Below are 18141 nucleotides of genomic sequence, written 5' to 3' on the forward strand. Positions count from 1 at the left end.
CGCTCCATGAACTTCCCGTGAACCCCACGTGAATTCGTCTTCATAAATCGCACGCCACTTGCCGTGATTGCGCAATGAAGCGTATCGTTGTGCCAGCCATGTCCAACCGCGTCTTTCTGCTGAACCTCCTCGCCTGCCTGTGGTGCTGCATTCTGCTGAACGTGCGCATGCACCTTGCTGGACATAGCTACTACGCTTTCATGCTGTGGAATCTCTTTCTGGCCGCCATCCCGCTCGGCCTCAGCCTTGGCCTGCGCCAGATCAATCGCCTCGTGCTGGCAGTGCCGCTGCTCGCGGTTTGGCTGCTGTTCTTTCCCAATGCGCCCTACGTCCTCACCGACCTGATGCATCTCAATGAGCACAACGCCCATGTCCCCAAGTGGCTCGATCTCCTCATGCTGCTCTCCTTTGCCTTCGTCGCGCTCTGGTTCGGTTTTCAGTCCCTGCACATCGTCCAGCATTGGTTTGCGCGGAAGTTTTCCCACGCCACCGCCTGGTGCGTCACCGTGGGATCGCTTGGCCTGAGCGGCTTCGGCGTTTACCTGGGCCGCTTTGACCGCTGGAACAGCTGGGACCTCGTTCACCGCCCCGTCTCACTGCTCAGCCGCATCGCCGCCTACATTCTTCATCCCATGGCCCACACCCGCACCTGGGGCTTCACTCTCGGCTTCGGCACCCTGCTTATCCTCTCCTACCTCTTTTGGTTTTCCTCAGTGCCAACGACCGCAGACAGTCGTAAGCTCGACTAGCCGTGCCCCACTACGATCCCAGCCGCGACCACCTCCTGCTCTTTGATGGCATCTGCCATCTCTGCGATGCCAGCGTCCAGTTCATCTTGAAGCGCGATCCTCATGGCAAAATCAAGTTTGCCCCAATCCAAAGCCCCCTCGGCAGCCAACTCTACACCCAGCACGGCCTCGATCCCGCTGCGCCCAATGCCATGCTTTTCCTCACCCCGCGCGGTGCCTTCAAAGCCAGCGACGCCGCCCTCGAAATCGCCCGCACTCTCGGCGGCCTGTGGAAGGTCGCGCTCATTTTCAAACTCCTGCCACGTGCCCTGCGCGATGCCGCCTACTACTTCATCGCCCGCCACCGCTACCGCTGGTTCGGCAAAGACGAGTCCTGCATGATGCCCACACCAGAGCTGAAGGCGCGCATGCTGGTGTAGTACGACAGGCACTCTTGCCTGTCGCCCAGCGCTCTGCAATCCCCCAGGCCTGCACCCAATCGAAATCTATCGACGAAAGCGTCAGCCTGCTGGAGCGACACGTCAGGGCAACTTGCAACCGATGGATTTCAGCGAAGCGCTGGGCACCGACAGACAAGAGTGTCCGTCGTACTTACTCCTCGCACACCCCAAACCCTCCGTGCTAGGTTCCCCCATGCCGCAAGCATCCCCTACCCCGATCACCACCCGCGAACGTCTTGGCTTTGTGCGTGTCGCCGCCGTGTCCCCGGAACTGGTGCTGGGAGATGTGGCGAAGAACGTCGCGATCATCGCCCGCGAAGCACGCACGCTGGCGCAGCGCGGCTGCCGTCTCTCCGTCTTTCCTGAGCTGAGCCTCACCGGCTACTCCTGCGCGGATCTGTTTCACACCAACGCCCTGCTGGATGCGAGCGTGAAGGGCCTCGCCGAACTGGTTCACGCCACGCTGGATCTGCCCTGCGTACTGGTCGTGGGCCTGCCACTCCGCGTGCAGGACCGCCTTTACAACATGACCGCAGTGCTGGCCAAAGGCCGACTCCTCGGACTCGTTCCCAAGACCTTCCTGCCCAATTCGTCCGAGTTCTACGAGCGCCGCTGGTTCTCACCTGCGCACACGCTGAATGTTTCCACGCTGCGCTTGAATGACGAGGAAGTGGCCATCGGCACGAAACTGCTGTTTGAGGTGCTGGATGTGCCGGGCTTCGTCCTCGGCATCGAAATCTGCGAGGACTTGTGGACGGTGAGTCCACCCTCGGGCCCTCTGGCGCTCGCCGGAGCCACGCTGCTGGCCAATCCCTCCGCCAGCACCGAAGTTCTCGGCAAGGCCCCCTACCGCCGTCACCTCGTGGCGCAGCAGGCGGCACGCTGTCTGGCGGCGTATGTCTATGCCGGAGCAGGCGCAGGTGAATCGACCACGGACGTTGTCTATTCGGGTCACGGCATCGTGGCTGAAAACGGTGTTCTCCTCGGAGAAACAGAACGCTTCTCCTTCGAGACGCGCGCCATTGTCACGGATGTCGATCTGCAGCATCTGGCGCACGACCGCCTTAAGAGTTCCGCCTTCCGCGATGAAGCCGGCAGCATCGGCTTCCGCCGCGTGACGTTCAGTCTCGGCGCAGCCCTTGGTGGCGATGACAGACTTCTTCGTCCCATCTCGGCGCATCCCTTCGTGCCCTCGGCCAAGGTTGATCGTGCAGCAGTGTGCGAGGAAATTTTCGCCATTCAGGCCACAGGCCTCGCCCGCCGGTTGAAACAAGTACGCGCCAAAACCGCCGTGCTCGGACTCTCAGGCGGACTCGATTCCACACTCGCGCTGCTGGTCATGCTGGAAGCGCTGAAACGCGCGGGCATGCCGACGACTGCCGCACTGACGGTCACGATGCCCGGCTTTGGCACCACCACTCGAACGAAGGGCAATGCCGAGCAACTCGCCGAGGCGCTGAACATCGAACTGCGCACCATTTCGATCAACGACGCCGTGCATCAGCACTTCGCCGACATCGGTCATTCGGCCACCCAGCACGACGCGACTTACGAGAACTCGCAGGCCCGCGAGCGCACTCAAATCCTCATGGACCTCGCCAACAAGACCGGCGGCATCGTCGTCGGCACGGGAGATCTCTCCGAAGCCGCACTGGGCTGGTGCACCTTCAATGGCGACCACATGTCCATGTATCACGTGAACTCAGGCGTGCCGAAGACGCTGGTTCGTTACCTCATCGAGTGGTGCGCCGCCGGCCCCTTTGCCGAGAAAGCAGGCGCCATCCTGCTCGACGTCGCCGACACACCGATCTCCCCCGAGCTGCTGCCGCTCGCGGAGGATGAATCGCTGCAGCAGAAGACCGAGGACACCGTCGGGCCGTATGAGCTGCATGACTTCTTCCTGTTTCACTTCGTTCGGCATGGCAGCAACGCGGAAAAAATCCGCTGGCTGGCAGCCCAGGCCTTTGCGGGCAAATACGATGACGGAACCATCGCCAAATGGCTCGCGATCTTCTTCAAACGTTTCGCGCAAAACCAGTTCAAACGCTCCAGCGTTCCGGACGGCCCCAAGGTCGGCTCCGTGGCCCTCTCTCCGCGTGGCGACTGGCGCATGCCGAGCGATTATGCCGGTGATTTAAACTCCTGATTGATCCCATGCTTCGCTACTTCGCCTTCAGCCTGCTTCTCACCCTGTGCGCCTGCACGCGCAGCAACAAGCTCATCATCGCCACAGACGCCACCTATCCGCCTTTTGAGTTCGTCGATTCATCAGGCCAGATCAGCGGCGTGGACATCGAGGTGGGGCGCGAGATCGGCAAGGCCTTGGGCAAGGAGGTGGAGTTTCGCAACATCAACTTCGACGGCCTCATCACCGCGCTGCGCACCGGCTCCGTCGACCTCGTGCTTTCATCCATGACCGCCACGCCGGAGCGACGCCAGTCCATCGATTTCTCCGAGCCGTATGTGAAGACAGGCCTGGCGATTCTTGTCGCCAAGGGTTCCACAGTGCAAAGCGCCGCCGATCTGAAAACCCCGGGCCGCAAGATCGTCGTCCGCCTCGGCACCACCGGTGAGACCTGGGCGCGGGAAAATCTCAAGGACGCCAAAATCATCGCCCTCGATGCGGATGTGTCCTGCGTGATGGAAGTGGTGAACGCGAGCGTCGATGCGTGGATCTACGATCAGCTCTCCATCATGAACCATCACGCCAAGCACCCTGAAACCACGCGCGCATTGCTCTCTCCGCTGCGTGAGGAAGTCTGGGCCGTGGGTCTGAAGAAGGGCAATGAAGAACTGAAGACCAAGGTCAACGCAGTCCTCGCCCGCATGCGCAGCGACGGCAGCTTTGCCAAACTCGCCGAGCGCTTCATGGCCAAGGAAAAAGCCATGATGAACGCGCAGGGCCTGCCGTTTGTGTTTGAGCTGAAATGAAAAAGAGTACTCATGAGCTTTAGCTCACTCTGGAGATTGTGCGAGGTTTCCAAAGCGAGCTAAAGCTCGCGAGTACTTTGCCCACCTACTTCGCCAGCTCAAAGCCCTCCGGCTTCAGTCCCTTTTTAAATCCACCGAAGCCATACATCGTGGGCTGGTAGTCACCGACGATGCTCACATCCGCCTTCTCCGGCACTTCCTGTCCAAGACCCCAGAAGACGCCGTTCACGACGAGGCGGCGCAGTCCTTCGTTGGTGAGGTCGGTAGCGGCGCCCATGGTGGTGGCGAGAATTTTGTTTTCCGTGCCTGCATCGTTCTTCACCACGCGCAGCCAGGCCACGGGCATCATGGGCGAGTTCACGTCCTGCTCCACCTTGGCGGCGGTGGCCTTCTTGTAGCTGGCCGGTGGCGTGTCGGCGGTCATGCCCTGCAGGATCTGACCACGGGCGAGAATGACGGCATCGGCAGGCGGGGCGGCTTCATAGACGTCGGTGTTGCCAAAAAGATCGCTCACACCGCGCAGCACCGGGTGGTTCGCGTTCGCGGCTTCGATGATGCCCTTGGTGGCTTCAAACTTGTGCTTGCCCCAGTGACTCACCCAGGTCTCGCCGAGGAATTTTTTGCCCCAGCCGCCCGTGGCATTGTTCCAGTTCCACGCGGCAAAGGGGCTGTCCTTGGCATAGCCGCTGAAGGCATGGGTGCTGGTGCGCAGGGCGATGATCGGCACGCCACGGTTCACGGCAGCTTCGAACTTCTTGCTGGTGGCCTCATCCCAGTGGCGGAAACGCAACAGCATGACAATGGCATCAGCGGAATCCAGCGCCTCAGGATGACTCAGGCTGGCGCCGTTGGTGGGGACGATCGTGCCGTCCTCGCCAAGGCTGAAGAGCACCGTGCATTTGAAACCGTGGCGCTGGCTGAGGATCTTGCCGAGCATGGGCATGGACTCCTCACTGCGGTATTCCTCGTCGCCGGAAAGGAGCACGATGTGCTTTCCTTTCGCCGCACCGGCGGGTTCATAGACGACGTGATCTGCGGCCATCAGGCTGGAAGCGGCAAGCAAAGAGAGGAGAAACTGTTTCATGAGAGTGGGTTGGAACTGGCGAAGGATGAGACATACGCCAAATAACGCCAGCCATTTCCAATGACCTGCGCCAGACGTAGAATGACGCGACTCTCACTCCCATGATTCCTAAATTCCCTCTTTTTCTCACCCTCCTCTTTGGCGGACTGCTGGCCTGGCTCTGGGCCACGGATCACGTCTTTCGTTCAGGCGGCCTCATGATTCTCATCCCTCTGTGGCTGATCCTCTTCGGCCTGTGGTGGGCGCTGCATCTGCGCGGAGTGCGGCTGAAGCGGCTGGGTGTGTTCATCCTGGGAGTCATGGCCGTCATCGCCGCGTTTAAGTATCTGATTCGCTACGATGGCTCTGCCGACGGCTCTGCTTTTCCGAGTCTCGCCTGGCGCTGGCAGAAGGCGGAGGTGCTGCCGGAACTTCACAGCGGTGCAGACGCTGCGGCGGTTCCCTCAGCCACACCCGCGGGCGTGGCGGACATGCCGCGCTTCCTTGGTGCCAAAGGCGATGGCATACTGCCTGAGCCGGACTGGCAGACCGATTGGAAAGCGCACCCGCCGCGCGAAGTCTGGCGCATCAAGGTGGGAGACGGCTGGGCGGGCTTTTCCGTGGCAGGCGGCCGCGCCCTGACGCAGGAGCAGCGGGGGGAAGAAGAATACGTGACCTGCTATGACCTCGCCACCGGCAAGCTGCTCTGGGCGCATGCCGACAAGACACGTTTCGATGAGCCGATGGGCGGCATTGGCCCGCGCTCCACCCCCACCGTGGATGCGGCGCAAAACTCGGTCTTCACCATGGGCTCCAAGGGCTTGCTCAACTGTCTGGACCTCACCACCGGGAAAGTCCGCTGGAGCCAAGACGTCCTGAAGGACGGTGGCACCACCAAAAACCCGGAGTGGGGCAAGAGTGCCGCGCCCTTGATCGTCGGAGACACCATCGTCTGCAGCGGCGGCGACAACGGTGCCACGCTCATTGCTTACAAAAGCAAGGACGGACAATTGGCATGGAAGGCCGGAGATGACGGCGGCAGCTACAGCTCCCCGGTGCTGATGACGCTGGCCGGACGCGAGCAGATCGCCAGCGTAAACAGCAACTCCGTGACCGGGCATGATCCCGCCAGCGGCGCGGTGCTGTGGAAGTTTGACTGGCCGGGCTTTTTTCCCAAAGTCTGCCAGCCCGTGCAGGTGACGCCGGAGCGCATCCTGGTCACCACCAGCTACGGCCTGAAGAGCAACCTGCTTGAGATCAAGCCCGCAGCCGATGGCAAGCTCACCGTGTCATCCATCTGGGCCGCCAGCGCGCCGCGCACGAAGTTCAGCAGCGCCAGCGTGTTCGGCACCCATGCCTACGCGCTGGATGAAGGCACCTTCTGCTGCGTGGATCTGTCCACCGGTGAGCGCGGCTGGCGCGAGGGGCGCTACGGCTTCGGCCAGCAGATTCGCCTGGGTGAGAGCCTCATGCTCGTGCAGGCGGAGAAGGGCTTCATCGCCCTGGTCAAAGCCAACCCTGCCAAGCTGGAGGAAGTGTCACGCCTGGAGGCCCTGAACGCCAAGACCTGGAACCCACCGACCCTGGCAGGCCGCTGGCTGCTGCTGCGCAACGACCGTGAAGCGGTCTGCTTTGAGCTGCCTGCGAAGTAGAACGGGAGCTTGATTCGTCAGAACGCTGCCGTCGGAATGCGAGCTGTTTTGAACTGCGGTCGCGCAGCGAGAAACAGCCCTTTCTTCATATCATCCAGCGTAGCCAAAGCGGGTTCTCCCTCTCCCCGCCCCTGACAAAGGACGACAGCGAATTTTTGCTTCGGGGAGAGGGCTGGGGTGAGGTGATTACCTTTGTCTCCGCACACTGTTTTGAGCCATCGAAGACATAGCATAATCTAAAAAGCCATAGTCCCTCGTAGGCACGAAGAACAGCCACCGCTATCCGCAGGCAGAGCAGTTCCCGCTCCTCACATCGAGACGTTCCAAACAGGCAGCCCGCCCCCTGCACATCAAAAACACCACCCAGCTCTCACCACACGCGGTGGAAGAAACGGCTCACCATGCCGCGCGCCGCATCCGGCTTGACGTAGCGAGTGCCTTCACCCGAAGCGATGGCCGGCACCTGCATGGGGCCCTTTTGCGTGATGACCTTCATGGATTTGATCTCAATTCGGGCCACCGGGCAGTCGTTGGCATCCACCGGCATGAGGGAGATGCGCTTGAGGGTCTCCAAGCCGGACACCACCTGGCCAAAGACGGTGTATTTGCCTTCCAGCACGCCGTAATTGCCCAGGGTCACGTAGAACTGCGAGCCATTCGAACGGCGCTCAGGATTGACCTTGTCAGAGCGACGGGCCATCGCCACGGCTCCGACACGGTGCGGCCGTTTGATCTCGGCAGGAATCGTTTTGTCCTCGCCACCCGTGCCCCATTTGGCACGTGCGGACTCATCTGAAGTCAGCGGATCACCGGTCTGCACCAGGAAGCCTTCGATGGCACGGTGGAATGCCAGGCCGTTGTAGATGCCACTGTCGCAGTGGTCGATGAAATTGTTCACCGTCTGCGGCGCGTCGTTTGGAAACAGCTCGATCATGACCGTTTCACGTGTGCCGCCGAAAGACACTTCCATGACGGCGATCTTCCGCACCGAATCTTTGGCCCACAGCGCAGGGTCTTCCAGCTTCTGGGCAGGAAGACGCGTTGGGGTGGTGGTTGCGTAAGGAGTGTACTGGGTGACGTCCGTTTTGCCGGGGGGGGCGGTGGCTGCGCCGCCAGACTTGTCCACAGACTTGAAGAGCGCCTTCTGGGCTTCCTCAGCCAGCTTGTCGATCTCCTCGGTGGAGGGAGTCTTGGCCGGGGCCGGCACCACGGGGATCGTGTTGGACCGGAGGGATTCGGGGGCCTTGATCTGCTGGGCGGTCAATGCGGCGTGGCAACCAAAGGCCAGGAGGAAGGTCAGAAGCGGGGTCTTCACGTGTCGTGCGGATTTGAAACAGGAAAAAGCAATTGCCATGCCGCGACTAGCGAAGAGTGGAAGGAACCGCAGGGCTGGCAGGTGCGGCGCGGCTTGGCGCAGGCGCGGGGGGCAGTGCCGGTGCAGGTGCAGGTGCTGCAGGCTCAAGACTCATGGGCGCGGCGGGCTGTTCGGCCCGGGCTTGGTAGCGCATCTTCGGGTTGCCACGCGATTTGCGGGGAGGCAGCCCCCAGCTCACATCGAAGGCATCCTGCTGCGCCACCGTGGGATGGCGGGAGTCGATATGCTCAAAGGAACCGCAAGAGACGAGGAAAGTGGAGGCAAGCAGAGCGGCAAAGATGAAGCGCAGAGATGTCATTGTTTGGCAAAATTGAATTCTTAACGAGATCCGATACTAGGCGGGCTGTCTCTAGCTGGCAAGATCGAAGTCTTAGACGCAGCCCCCCTACCTTTCGTTCAGTCTCCAGGCGCACATCTCCCGCCCCCACAGATCCATGCCGTGCAGATGTGTTGGCGCGGTCCGCTCACAGCCTTCGTGGCCGCAATGATTTCCATGTTCTCCGTGACTAGCCCCTGTCGGCCGATGCCGCAGTTGCCGCCGGATCCACGCTCAGGGTCGCGGCGGACTGCTCGGCACGGGCATTGTATTGGTAGCGCATCTTCGGGTTCCCCCGTGCTTTGCGTGGTGCCAGGCCCCAGCTCACATCATTGGCATCCTGCTGGGAAACCGTGGGCTGACGTGAATCAGCATGCTCAAAACTACAGGAGCTAAGCAGCGTGGTGGCAAGCAGAGCGGCAACGAGGAGGCGCAGAGATTTCATGAGTTGGCAGGATGGAATGCTTTAGAGCACGTGCACAGGCAGGCTGGCCCTGACCGGCGAGATCGGGAGTCTTGGACGCCGTCCCCGCCATTTCGTTCACTCGCCACGCACCAGACGCACGGCCACATGATCGGTGTCGGGCAGGATGCGTTTGCGCAATTCCAGGGTCACCCCAATCGCCTGAAACTCCTCCAGCACGCAGGCAGCCATCTCCGCAGCGAGGGTTTCGATCAACCTTCGTGGCCGCTCCGCCGCCAGGGCCTGCAGTCGTGCGGCGACGGCGGCGTAGTCGATCGTGGAAGTGATTTCATCGTTCATCGCTTCGAACCGCCTGCGGATGCGCAGGGTCACGTCCGCCACCAGCACCTGCGCCTCAGCCCGCTCCACTTCGGGAACACCGATGTGCGTGGTCAGTCGCAGGGCGGCAATGCGGATTTCGTCAGGGGGAAGCATGAGGTGGGGAGTTTTTAGCCGGGGCTTGGGATCTGACAATGCGGAAGTCCCCGCAGGTGTCGGAGTCTTGGGCACTTCCTTCGTCGCTCCACCCAACAGCCCCTTGCGCAGGCACTCATCCAGCAGGATGCGGGTGGGAATGTTCAGGTCCATCTGCAGGGCCTCGGCCAGCGGCAGCCATTGAAAGGCCTGCGCCTCCTCGTTCAGCACCACCTGCGGCTCCGCCTCTGCACAGCGGGCGATGTAGTTCAGCAGCAGGAAGTGCGCGGAACGCTGAAACTCCACGGGCTCGATGCAGTCCTGCACCATGACGAATTCAATGCCTTGTAACGTGAGCGCCGTTTCCTCCAGGATCTCGCGCACCAGCGCCTCCTCGCATGACTCACCGCGTTTGATCTTGCCCCCCGGGATGCCCCAGCGGTGGCTCCATTTGTGCGTGCGGATGAGCAGCATCTCCCCTTTCGAATTCAAAATGAGAGCGCCCACCGTGGACACCGGGTAGGCGCCATCTCCCCCCGTCAGAGCCCCCAGCAGGGCGGGCAGCCGTGAGAGATCCGGCACCAGCATGTCCGGCGCGGCGGTCATGAGCGTCTCGGCGCTCTCATACCCCGTGCACGTGGCGATGGTCACCACCCCCGCAGCGTGGCCCGCCTCAATGTCATGCCGCATGTCGCCGATGAAGGCGGTCTCAGCAGCCGCCATGTCCAGTTCCGCCAACAGCGTGTGGATTTCCGTGCGTTTGTCGATGACACCGCAGCGCATGACTTCAAAGGCTTCCCGCACGCCCAGCGCCTCCGCCTGGGCCATCACATGCGGCAGCGGCGCACTGCTCAGCACCACTAGGCGCCGGCCCGTGGCGGCCGCGAACTGGATGAACTCCCGCGCATGAGGCAGGATCTCGATGTCCGCATGCGCATGGGTAAAATGCTCCAGGTAGAGCTCCTGCAGGCGCTCCACCGCCAGGCCGGGCAGCACCTCCGCGAAAAACTCGGTGTACGGCAGGCGAAAGCGCCCCTTGAACTCCTCCCGCGTCATTTCCGCGGCACCGGCGGCACGCAGCATGCCATTCACAGCACCCACCACGCCGGGCAGGTCATCCACCAGCGTCCCGGACCAGTCGAACAAGAGATTCCGAATCATGTGCCGCCCGCCTTAGCTGCGGCCGCGCCGCTTTGCAAACCTTTCACCGCTGCCGACGACGACGCAGCGACCACAGCCCCGCCACCCCCAGCAGCAGCAGGCTGCCCGGCTCCGGCACCGGCACGGGTGAGGTCACAAATTCAATGCCGTAGTTGATCTGGTCTTCCCCCTCCTGAATCCAGAACGTGTAGTTTCCCGAAGGCAGCGGCCCGTCAAAGCCGATACCGCCAAACTCCGGCCCGAGATCCAGCAGCGACAGCAGATCGACGTAGGTATTCCCAAAGCCATCCTGTCCGTAGCCCCAAAGCGCATTGCTCAGGTGGTTGGAGGGATCGCTCATGTTGATCGATCCGCCATTGGCGATCGCCATGAAGGAGTTGTTCGTCAGGCTGCCGCTCTGGGCCGAGTAATCCACCAGATTGATCCCCGTCAGGTAATAGCCTGCGGCGATGGTGAAATTCCACACATCCGCATCCAGCGGCCCGGTGCCCCCCAGCGAACCCATGGTGCCGGAAAACAAATTGACCCCCGAGTCCAGGGTGCCAATGAGCGTCGGCGCATTGCCGTCGCCAGACAGGTCCCCATTGATCGTCTCGTCCCAAGTCAGCGCCTGCACCGAGCCGAAAGGCAGGGCAAGAGCAGCGAGGAGGGCGAGAATGCGAGAAACCGGCATGTTATTGTAATTATATTAAACGTTGTTAATATTGTCAATTGTAGTGATTGTTTTCCTAAACTGAAGTTTCTGCTCTTCCCACTTCAGGCTCGCTTCTCACCTCCGGCCCCTGCATTTTGGCCCGCATGCGTCCCCTGCTCTCCTTGCTGGCCCTCCTCTGGCTGCCCTCCTGTGTCCACGTCTTCACCACGCATTACGACTACCAGTCCAGCGCCCCGGCGCCCACGGCAGGCGGCAGCGCCTTCCGGGTGGAGTTCATTCCCAAGGCCACGGAATCCGGCGTGGCCCTCAGCGCCATGGTCGTCGGCGGGGCCTTGGTGTCGGAAGTCGGCCCCTACCAGATGCGCCTGCACGCCTTTGGTCAGCCTGGGGATCAGCAGTGGTTTGAAGTCAAAAGCATGCGCCTCAGCGCTGCGGACGGCTTCAATGCCCCCATGGAGCCCCGTGGCTTTGCCGGCCGGGCCGAATTCCAGCCCATCCACCCCCCCGGCTCTACCCGCGCCAGCCTCCTCCTCGGCCCCTACGTCAGCCTCGATGCCAAGAAGCAGCACGACATCGTCCTGGATGCCGAAGTCGTCGTCAGCCGCCGCAGTGGCCTCTCACGCGGCAGCCTGCGCATCCCGCTCAAGCTCACCAAAACGAAGCGCCGTGAAAGCACCAACGTCATCGCCGAAATCGCCCATGACATCCGCGACCGCGACAAGCCCACCATTCCCGCCGGCCTGCCCCCACCCCCGGAGAAGCCGTAGCTCCCTGGAAAACATTGAGATTTACACCGCAGAGGCTGGAACGCCGCAGAGGTTGTTTCAGAAGAACTCTGCGGCGTTCCCATCTCTGCGGTGTTGATCTGATCTGTAGACTCCCACAGCATTTTGCCGCTTTACAGTTCACGCTCGTTCGCTCCAATGCCGCTCCACCGGTCGCACTGACCGTCGTGATTTCTCCACAGCAAACCCACAACCACACTCACACCATGGGCAAAATCCAATTCGGTTCCGAAGTCTACACCTGGTTCATGCAGGGCACCGGCAAAGGCTACGACAACAAGCTCGACCACATGATCAAGGTCGCCTCAGAAGCAGGCTTCACCGGCATCGAGCCGATGGTGCTGGAGATCTCCCAGAGCGCCCTCGGCTGCTCCAAGTACTGGCTCGGTGACTTCATCGACCCCATCAAGCTCAAGGACGTGCTGCAGAAGTACAACGTGCAGCTCGCCGGCCTCGCCCTCGTCTGCGCCTGGGACGGTGAAACCGAAGCGCCGAACGAAAAGGAAGCCGCCGACTTCACCCTCAATTTCCTCAAACACTTCCCCGGCTCCATGCTCGGCACGGTGACTCTGCCAAGCGGTCGCAAAGACAACCTGCAAAATCGCCGCCTCAACATCGCCAAGAACGTCAACCGCGTCTCCCAGCGCGCCGCTGATCTCGGCATCAAGGCCTCTTACCACCCGAACTCCCCGCCCGCCTCCCTCGTACGCACCCAGGAAGACTATGATGTCGTCCTCAGCAGCCTCGACCCCAAAGTCACCGGCTGGACCCCTGACGTGGGCCACATCATCCGCGGCGGCATGGACGTCATCGCCACCCTCAACAAGTGGCAGCACCTGGTGAACCACATCCATTACAAGGACTTCTCCGGCAACGGCGCCGAGCCCTGGGCCCAGATGGGCACCGGCAAGCTCGACTTCCACAAGATCACCGAGTGGCTCGTCTCCCGCAATTACTCCGGCTGGATCATCTGCGAAGACGAAGCCCACGTCGCCGTCGATGACCCCGATGGCGTGACCAAGCAGAACGGCGAATGGTGCAAAGCCAACCTGCAGCCGATCGTGGCGTAAGCTAGGCCACACGAATCTTTCGATTCACTCGACGCCTTCCCCTGAAAGGGGGAAGGCGTTTTTGATTGATCCGCGAAGGCTTTCCTGATTCGATAGGAACAAGAGCCCAAGCAGAACAAGCACATGGAAATTGTCATCGCTCTCTTCTTCCTGGCTCTGACACTGCTGGTTATCCTACCGACGCTTCCGCATTCGCGACGCCTTAGAGTGATTTTCGCCATCTTAGCCATTCCAGGGATCATCTTCGCGTATCGAGTCTTGGAAATGTTTGCGTCTACAGGAGCACAAAGTGCGCGTCTCGACGAGTTCATCAGAAAATGCGATAATCTCCTGAGCCAGGGAAAAACCGAAGAAGTGCGGGCGATCTTGGCAGACTACAGGCAGAAGTGCGGCGAACTTACCCCCCAGTCATCAGGCCTGGCATCCCGAGCCCATCTTCTTTATCATCTCATCAAGGAGAAAGAGATCGAGATCGAGTTGGCCAAACTGTCTGAGAAATAACACCCTCCATAGCTAAAATGCCTGCAATGAATGAAAGCGGGGGCGCGGGCCGGGGGCATTGGCTCCCTGCCCCGCCTCCGCTCTTCTCACTGCATGATCAACCACGAGTTGCTGACATACTGTCTCGTAAAAGCGCTCTAGCAGCGATGCTCCGATCTTTATGGATCCTTTATAATAATTTAGTTCCCGCTGAATCTAAATAAAACGTCCATTGTTTGCGCGTGATCCGAAGGAAAAGACATGATCAGCCCCAACCAGCAAAGCACCGGTCCCTCCACCCCCATAACTCTCGGGGAACTCCAACAGAAATGTGACATGATGGAGGGATACGTGGATCTGGGATTGCTTGAGGAAGCGATGCAAGTGATGCGCAAGCTCCCATCGGAGCTCAGGCTCACGGCTGAGGACGGCGACCTCCTCATGAACGTTCTCATGGAACCGAATTTGCCAGCCCAGCCTGCGATGGATGAAACAGGACGCCCCCCGGCATCTCACTCCTATGCGTGAGGCTGGAGCGACGCTGCGAGCGCGGCGGCCAGCCTGCTCACACCACCGCCCCCCCGGCGCTCGGTTTTAAACTGGAGCCAAACTGCGGCCACCACCTCCGGCTGGAGGCTAAGCTCCTTGAGGCCGTAACATCAACTCACAAACGGCCCAACCATGCGCCCTGCCGCAGCCGATGGCTTTGCGCAGACGCATCCCGGCCATGATCTTAGACAAACCAACCGTTCTCAGCAAGGTGCCGGAAGTCACCCTCGTCTTCTGGATCATCAAAATCCTCGCCACCACGCTGGGTGAGACAGGTGGAGATGCCGTTTCGATGTCGATGAATCTCGGCTACTTCCTCAGCACAGGCATCTTTGCCGTCCTGTTCCTGATTGCAGTGTTCGCCCAGATACGCGCCAGGAAATTCCATCCGTTGCTTTACTGGGCCACCATCATCGCCACCACCACCGTGGGCACCACGCTGGCAGATTTCTCCACACGCTCCCTCGGCATCGGGTATGCCGGTGGCAGCTTGATCCTGTTGGCGCTGCTGATGGCGTCCCTGTGGCTCTGGCATCGCGCCCTGGGTTCCGTGGCCGTGGACACTGTGAGCTCGCCCAAAGCCGAAGTGTTTTACTGGGTGACGATCATGTTCTCCCAGACTCTGGGCACGGCGCTGGGAGATTGGACGGCAGACACCGCTGACCTCGGCTACGCGGGTGCCGCGCTCGTGTTTGGCACGATGCTGGCCCTTGTCGCTGCAGCCTATGTGTGGACGAAGATCTCACGCACGGCCTTGTTTTGGGCGGCTTTCATTCTCACGCGCCCCTTGGGCGCAGTCGTCGGCGACTTCCTCGACAAACCGCTCGATCACGGTGGCCTGGCCTTGAGCCGCTATTCCGCTTCTGCGGCCTTGCTCGGGCTGGCAGTCGTGTTGATCGTCTGCCTTCCAAACAGAGCTGCGAAGCGGTCCCATTGAGGACACTGACCTCGACCAAGCGGCTTTTGGAGCAAGAAGACACCCCTGATCAAACGTCCCGTCGAACTTCCAAGCAGCCCTGCATGAAAGTCACTTTTGCCATCGCGTTCCAAAAAGGTTGGACACCCCAACCTTGTTTAAGATAGCTTCGGAGAGCACTCCCTGCACGATTCCGCCCATCCCATGAAGTCCCTGCCCGCTGTTGCTTCTGCCCTGTTCCTTCTCGTCATCCTCAGCAGTTGCTCCTCCGCCCCCAAGCCCCCGGTGGATCCCTATGAATACCTGACGATCTCCGGACAGATCGACGGCAGCGAAAAGTTCACCTTCACCCAAGACGGTGTGAAATGGACGCACCTCCACTGGTCCGAGCCCGATGACATGACCTTCAAGGGCAAGCCCTGGAACAACCCGCGCAAGACACCGGCCCAGTGGGCCGAGTTTGCCAGCCTGGACCTCCCCCATGCCACCATCGTCCAGCGCAAGGGCCGCGACGTCGTGGCCCTGGAGCCCACCACTCGCGGCTTCATTCTCTATCTGGCCGATTCCCCCAACGGCGCCGGGCACTACTCCGCCACCATCGCCATTCCCAGGCAGCCGAAGAAGTGAGCAATCCCACTTCACCCATCGGTGTTCTCACTGGCAGCTGCCGCATGGTGTCATAAAACACCCTCCTCTAAATCCATGCAGACATGAGCATGCCCCGCGATGACCTGCCGTTCTGCGAGTGCCGTTGGCTTGAAAGAGCCGCGCATGACGAGCATTGCCCGATCGAGTTCGACCCGAAGCTCAACGAGTACAACCTGAAGTCCGCAGATGGCAGTTCGTGGCGGATTTATCACTGTCCATTTTGCTCCGGTCGCGCACCCGAGTCACTTCGATCTCAAATGTTCGCAGTGATTTCTTCACAGGAGGCCATCCGCCTTCACCAGCTCACGAAAAACATCACGAACGAAACCGAACTGCGGAACACTCTCGGAGAACCCACTCACACATTCGAGCCAGACGTTATTTCGGCAGCGGCCGAGGTGGATGGACATGCACGCGAAATTCGTACGGCCAGGAGCCTCACATACGATCAGCATTCCGATACAGCCACCATCTCAGCGACTGTCTCTCGTGACGGTCGTGTCAGCATCTCATTCAGCGGCAAGTATGTGGGGCCTCCTTCCTGAAAAATGCCACGGAACGTTATGCGTCGCCTCCTGCTCCCCATCCTCTCGCTTCTCCTGCTGGCTCCCGGTTGCAACCCCAAGCCACCCAAGGCCGTCGTCCCACCGCTGCCTGCCGTGAGAATGGAAGACGTCCCCGCCCCGGCCAGCGTGAGCGTCGCGATTCCGCGCGGATCAAACCTGCGCGAGGTGGCGACCACCGCCTACGGGTGCGGGGATTTCAGCGGCTTCGTCGCAGCGTTCAATGGCTTGGCCGACCCGGAGCGCGTGGCGGCCGGCGCCGTGCTCAAGACGCCCTCACTGCCCGCCGCCTTGAGTGATGCCGGACTCGACCCGGCCTACCAGCCAGCCTTCAATGTGCGGGCCCAGACCTGGGCGGAAATGCGCACCGCACTGCCGGACTATCAGCGCGAGCGCGATGCCGCCGGCGCTCGTGATGGCACCACCTTTGCCATCTCCGTCGCCCTCAGCCGCCGGCTCCTCCAATGCGCTGACAATATGGATGCCGCACTCGATGTCCTGGCCCATCCCCAAGCAGGCCACAAGCTGCCTCGCAGCACCCTCGGACAGTTTTACGGGGTTTCGGGCATGCTACGCTCCTTTGCCACCGGCCGAGTCGGAAGCCTCGACTACGACGTCTTCCTGGTTGAGAAAAGCTTTGGACTTGGCTTCACGTATGGCCTGATCTGGGTGAAGGATCTACATCAATGAACTCACCCATTTAAGCACAGATGCAGAACACCCAACCCGCTGGCATTACCGTGATTCCCACCGCAGCCTTCTTTGCGGCACCGGTACTCTATGGGATCGCATTGGGTCTTCAGGCAGTCTTCCCTGGCTTCGGAGAGCTATTCTTGTCCGAAGTTGTCTTCCTGGTGCTGCCCTGCCTGCTTCTCCTGAGTTTATTGATCTCAGTTATGCGACTGATTGCGGCACCTCCCAGGACGTGGACTCTGGGTTTCGCGGTGATGCTCAACCTTGTGACCACCGTTTTAGCGCTCAGCTTCACATGGATGTTAGTGGCGTTCCCACAGCCGAACTGAACAGACCACCAACGCACTCCCAATGACCACCGATACTGAAAGCGCCAAAGTCCTGATCGGCGGTTCCGAAAAGCGCGAGATCGTGATCGTGGATCACGACCCGTGCTGGACGGCGAAGTTTGACCATCATGCCGCGTGCATCTCCCAGGCCCTGGGCTCCAAGGCGCTCATCATCGACCATGTGGGCTCCACCTCCGTTCCCGGACTGGCCGCCAAACCGATCATCGACATCGACGTGCTCGTCGCAGATTCCGCCAACGAAGCCGCCTATCTGGATTCCCTGGTGGCCGCAGGCTACGTCCTCCGCGTGCGTGAGCCGGACTGGCATGAGCACCGCATGCTCCGCACGCCGGACCTGGACGTTCACATTCATGTCTTCACCCTCGGCTGCGTGGAGCACACCCGACATGTAATGTTTCGCGACTGGCTGCGCACCCACTCCAAAGACCGGCAGCTCTACGAGTCCGCCAAACGCAGGCTCGCGCAGCAGGACTGGCCGGACATGAACGCGTATGCAAACTCCAAGATCGCCGTGGTGGAGGAAATCCTCACGCGAGCCGCACCTGGCGTTTCTATTGAGTAAACGAGATCGAGAAGCTTTCCCATAGCCCTTCCTTGATCCAATCAGCCAGCATCAAATGCCCCTCACGAAGAAATCTCAACCTGCTAACATCACCTTGATTCCCACTGTGATATTCTTGGCGGCACCAGGGCTTTATTGGATCCTATTCAGTCTGCAGACGGTCTTTTCCTTTTTCAGTGATCAATTCATAGGCCCACTTCTCCTGCTCGTGCTCCCCTGCCTGCTTCTGCTGAGTTTATTGATCTCTGGAATGCGAATGGTTGCCCCACCAAGAACGTGGACTCTGGGGTTTGCGGTGGTGATCAA

The 18141-nt window shown here is 60.7% G+C and carries 20 protein-coding genes; 14 read left to right on the forward strand and 6 right to left on the reverse strand.

Going from position 1 to position 18141, the window contains the following annotated elements; all coding sequences use genetic code 11:
• The first annotated feature begins 74 nt into the window (after nt 1–74).
• The 4 genes from AC3RLQ_RS11745 to AC3RLQ_RS11760 all read left to right on the forward strand — a co-directional run bounded on the left by AC3RLQ_RS11745 (nt 75) and on the right by AC3RLQ_RS11760 (nt 4120).
• On the forward strand, nt 75–749 hold the full coding sequence (locus AC3RLQ_RS11745; RefSeq protein ID WP_493037251.1) for a DUF1361 domain-containing protein: 675 nt from the start codon (nt 75–77) through the stop codon (nt 747–749).
• 2 nt (nt 750–751) lie between these two features.
• The gene (locus AC3RLQ_RS11750) at nt 752–1168 is read left to right on the forward strand and encodes a thiol-disulfide oxidoreductase DCC family protein (RefSeq protein ID WP_493037253.1); all 417 of its coding nucleotides are present in this window, start codon (nt 752–754) and stop codon (nt 1166–1168) included.
• Between the two features lie 214 nt (nt 1169–1382).
• Nucleotides 1383–3335 carry an NAD(+) synthase gene (locus AC3RLQ_RS11755; protein ID WP_493037255.1) on the forward strand — a complete coding sequence of 651 codons (1953 nt, stop codon included), beginning with the start codon at nt 1383–1385 and terminating at the stop codon, nt 3333–3335.
• Nucleotides 3336–3343: 8 nt separating this feature from the next.
• Nucleotides 3344–4120 (forward strand): transporter substrate-binding domain-containing protein, encoded by a 777-nt coding sequence (locus tag AC3RLQ_RS11760; RefSeq protein WP_493037257.1) that lies wholly within the window; start codon nt 3344–3346, stop codon nt 4118–4120.
• Nucleotides 4121–4205: 85 nt separating this feature from the next.
• Here the strand turns inward: AC3RLQ_RS11760 and AC3RLQ_RS11765 are convergent, their stop codons facing one another.
• Nucleotides 4206–5204 carry a hypothetical protein gene (locus AC3RLQ_RS11765; RefSeq protein ID WP_493037259.1) on the reverse strand — a complete coding sequence of 333 codons (999 nt, stop codon included), beginning with the start codon at nt 5202–5204 and terminating at the stop codon, nt 4206–4208.
• A 101-nt stretch (nt 5205–5305) separates the two neighbouring features.
• Here AC3RLQ_RS11765 and AC3RLQ_RS11770 point away from each other — a divergent pair, with 101 nt between their 5' ends.
• Nucleotides 5306–6835 carry a PQQ-binding-like beta-propeller repeat protein gene (locus tag AC3RLQ_RS11770; protein ID WP_493037261.1) on the forward strand — a complete coding sequence of 510 codons (1530 nt, stop codon included), beginning with the start codon at nt 5306–5308 and terminating at the stop codon, nt 6833–6835.
• A gap of 370 nt (nt 6836–7205) precedes the next feature.
• Here AC3RLQ_RS11770 and AC3RLQ_RS11775 read toward each other — a convergent pair whose 3' ends face one another.
• From AC3RLQ_RS11775 to AC3RLQ_RS11795, 5 genes are all read right to left on the reverse strand, one after another.
• Nucleotides 7206–8150: a peptidylprolyl isomerase gene (locus tag AC3RLQ_RS11775; RefSeq protein ID WP_493037263.1), complete on the reverse strand. Its 945-nt coding sequence runs from the start codon at nt 8148–8150 to the stop codon at nt 7206–7208.
• 46 nt (nt 8151–8196) lie between these two features.
• On the reverse strand, nt 8197–8508 hold the full coding sequence (locus AC3RLQ_RS11780) for a hypothetical protein (protein ID WP_493037265.1): 312 nt from the start codon (nt 8506–8508) through the stop codon (nt 8197–8199).
• 208 nt (nt 8509–8716) lie between these two features.
• Nucleotides 8717–8971 carry a hypothetical protein gene (locus AC3RLQ_RS11785; protein ID WP_493037267.1) on the reverse strand — a complete coding sequence of 85 codons (255 nt, stop codon included), beginning with the start codon at nt 8969–8971 and terminating at the stop codon, nt 8717–8719.
• 96 nt (nt 8972–9067) lie between these two features.
• Nucleotides 9068–10564 carry an NUDIX domain-containing protein gene (locus AC3RLQ_RS11790; protein WP_493037269.1) on the reverse strand — a complete coding sequence of 499 codons (1497 nt, stop codon included), beginning with the start codon at nt 10562–10564 and terminating at the stop codon, nt 9068–9070.
• 43 nt (nt 10565–10607) lie between these two features.
• On the reverse strand, nt 10608–11237 hold the full coding sequence (locus AC3RLQ_RS11795) for a PEP-CTERM sorting domain-containing protein (protein ID WP_493037271.1): 630 nt from the start codon (nt 11235–11237) through the stop codon (nt 10608–10610).
• 125 nt (nt 11238–11362) lie between these two features.
• Between AC3RLQ_RS11795 and AC3RLQ_RS11800 the strand changes: the two genes are divergently transcribed.
• From AC3RLQ_RS11800 to AC3RLQ_RS11840, 9 genes are all read left to right on the forward strand, one after another.
• Nucleotides 11363–11986: a hypothetical protein gene (locus tag AC3RLQ_RS11800; protein WP_493037273.1), complete on the forward strand. Its 624-nt coding sequence runs from the start codon at nt 11363–11365 to the stop codon at nt 11984–11986.
• 224 nt (nt 11987–12210) lie between these two features.
• The gene (locus AC3RLQ_RS11805) at nt 12211–13074 is read left to right on the forward strand and encodes a sugar phosphate isomerase/epimerase family protein (RefSeq protein ID WP_422321318.1); all 864 of its coding nucleotides are present in this window, start codon (nt 12211–12213) and stop codon (nt 13072–13074) included.
• A 123-nt stretch (nt 13075–13197) separates the two neighbouring features.
• Nucleotides 13198–13575 (forward strand): hypothetical protein, encoded by a 378-nt coding sequence (locus tag AC3RLQ_RS11810; protein ID WP_493037275.1) that lies wholly within the window; start codon nt 13198–13200, stop codon nt 13573–13575.
• A gap of 706 nt (nt 13576–14281) precedes the next feature.
• Nucleotides 14282–15040, forward strand: a complete 759-nt coding sequence (locus tag AC3RLQ_RS11815; RefSeq protein WP_493037277.1) for a COG4705 family protein — start codon at nt 14282–14284, stop codon at nt 15038–15040.
• Nucleotides 15041–15223: 183 nt separating this feature from the next.
• Nucleotides 15224–15646 (forward strand): hypothetical protein, encoded by a 423-nt coding sequence (locus AC3RLQ_RS11820; RefSeq protein ID WP_493037279.1) that lies wholly within the window; start codon nt 15224–15226, stop codon nt 15644–15646.
• An 83-nt stretch (nt 15647–15729) separates the two neighbouring features.
• Nucleotides 15730–16212 (forward strand): hypothetical protein, encoded by a 483-nt coding sequence (locus AC3RLQ_RS11825; RefSeq protein ID WP_493037281.1) that lies wholly within the window; start codon nt 15730–15732, stop codon nt 16210–16212.
• 18 nt (nt 16213–16230) lie between these two features.
• Entirely contained in the window at nt 16231–16920 is a 690-nt protein-coding gene (locus AC3RLQ_RS11830) for a hypothetical protein (protein WP_493037283.1), read from the forward strand.
• Between the two features lie 20 nt (nt 16921–16940).
• Entirely contained in the window at nt 16941–17252 is a 312-nt protein-coding gene (locus AC3RLQ_RS11835; RefSeq protein ID WP_493037285.1) for a hypothetical protein, read from the forward strand.
• Between the two features lie 22 nt (nt 17253–17274).
• Nucleotides 17275–17835, forward strand: a complete 561-nt coding sequence (locus AC3RLQ_RS11840) for a GrpB family protein (protein ID WP_493037287.1) — start codon at nt 17275–17277, stop codon at nt 17833–17835.
• The last annotated feature ends 306 nt before the right edge of the window (nt 17836–18141 follow it).

The sequence above is a fragment of the Prosthecobacter sp. GW821-HT29F12 genome (assembly GCF_058803405.1).

What these genes read in the sequence shown, in the direction of transcription:
- AC3RLQ_RS11745 (WP_493037251.1), top strand. Translation starts at nt 75, where the DNA reads ATGAAGCGTATCGTTGTGCCAGCCATGTCCAACCGCGTCTTTCTGCTG.
- AC3RLQ_RS11755 (WP_493037255.1), top strand. Translation starts at nt 1,383, where the DNA reads ATGCCGCAAGCATCCCCTACCCCGATCACCACCCGCGAACGTCTTGGC.
- AC3RLQ_RS11760 (WP_493037257.1), top strand. Translation starts at nt 3,344, where the DNA reads ATGCTTCGCTACTTCGCCTTCAGCCTGCTTCTCACCCTGTGCGCCTGC.
- AC3RLQ_RS11765 (WP_493037259.1), bottom strand. Translation starts at nt 5,204, where the DNA reads ATGAAACAGTTTCTCCTCTCTTTGCTTGCCGCTTCCAGCCTGATGGCC.
- AC3RLQ_RS11770 (WP_493037261.1), top strand. Translation starts at nt 5,306, where the DNA reads ATGATTCCTAAATTCCCTCTTTTTCTCACCCTCCTCTTTGGCGGACTG.
- AC3RLQ_RS11780 (WP_493037265.1), bottom strand. Translation starts at nt 8,508, where the DNA reads ATGACATCTCTGCGCTTCATCTTTGCCGCTCTGCTTGCCTCCACTTTC.
- AC3RLQ_RS11785 (WP_493037267.1), bottom strand. Translation starts at nt 8,971, where the DNA reads ATGAAATCTCTGCGCCTCCTCGTTGCCGCTCTGCTTGCCACCACGCTG.
- AC3RLQ_RS11790 (WP_493037269.1), bottom strand. Translation starts at nt 10,564, where the DNA reads ATGATTCGGAATCTCTTGTTCGACTGGTCCGGGACGCTGGTGGATGAC.
- AC3RLQ_RS11795 (WP_493037271.1), bottom strand. Translation starts at nt 11,237, where the DNA reads ATGCCGGTTTCTCGCATTCTCGCCCTCCTCGCTGCTCTTGCCCTGCCT.
- AC3RLQ_RS11800 (WP_493037273.1), top strand. Translation starts at nt 11,363, where the DNA reads ATGCGTCCCCTGCTCTCCTTGCTGGCCCTCCTCTGGCTGCCCTCCTGT.
- AC3RLQ_RS11805 (WP_422321318.1), top strand. Translation starts at nt 12,211, where the DNA reads ATGGGCAAAATCCAATTCGGTTCCGAAGTCTACACCTGGTTCATGCAG.
- AC3RLQ_RS11810 (WP_493037275.1), top strand. Translation starts at nt 13,198, where the DNA reads ATGGAAATTGTCATCGCTCTCTTCTTCCTGGCTCTGACACTGCTGGTT.
- AC3RLQ_RS11815 (WP_493037277.1), top strand. Translation starts at nt 14,282, where the DNA reads ATGATCTTAGACAAACCAACCGTTCTCAGCAAGGTGCCGGAAGTCACC.
- AC3RLQ_RS11820 (WP_493037279.1), top strand. Translation starts at nt 15,224, where the DNA reads ATGAAGTCCCTGCCCGCTGTTGCTTCTGCCCTGTTCCTTCTCGTCATC.
- AC3RLQ_RS11825 (WP_493037281.1), top strand. Translation starts at nt 15,730, where the DNA reads ATGAGCATGCCCCGCGATGACCTGCCGTTCTGCGAGTGCCGTTGGCTT.
- AC3RLQ_RS11830 (WP_493037283.1), top strand. Translation starts at nt 16,231, where the DNA reads ATGCGTCGCCTCCTGCTCCCCATCCTCTCGCTTCTCCTGCTGGCTCCC.
- AC3RLQ_RS11835 (WP_493037285.1), top strand. Translation starts at nt 16,941, where the DNA reads ATGCAGAACACCCAACCCGCTGGCATTACCGTGATTCCCACCGCAGCC.
- AC3RLQ_RS11840 (WP_493037287.1), top strand. Translation starts at nt 17,275, where the DNA reads ATGACCACCGATACTGAAAGCGCCAAAGTCCTGATCGGCGGTTCCGAA.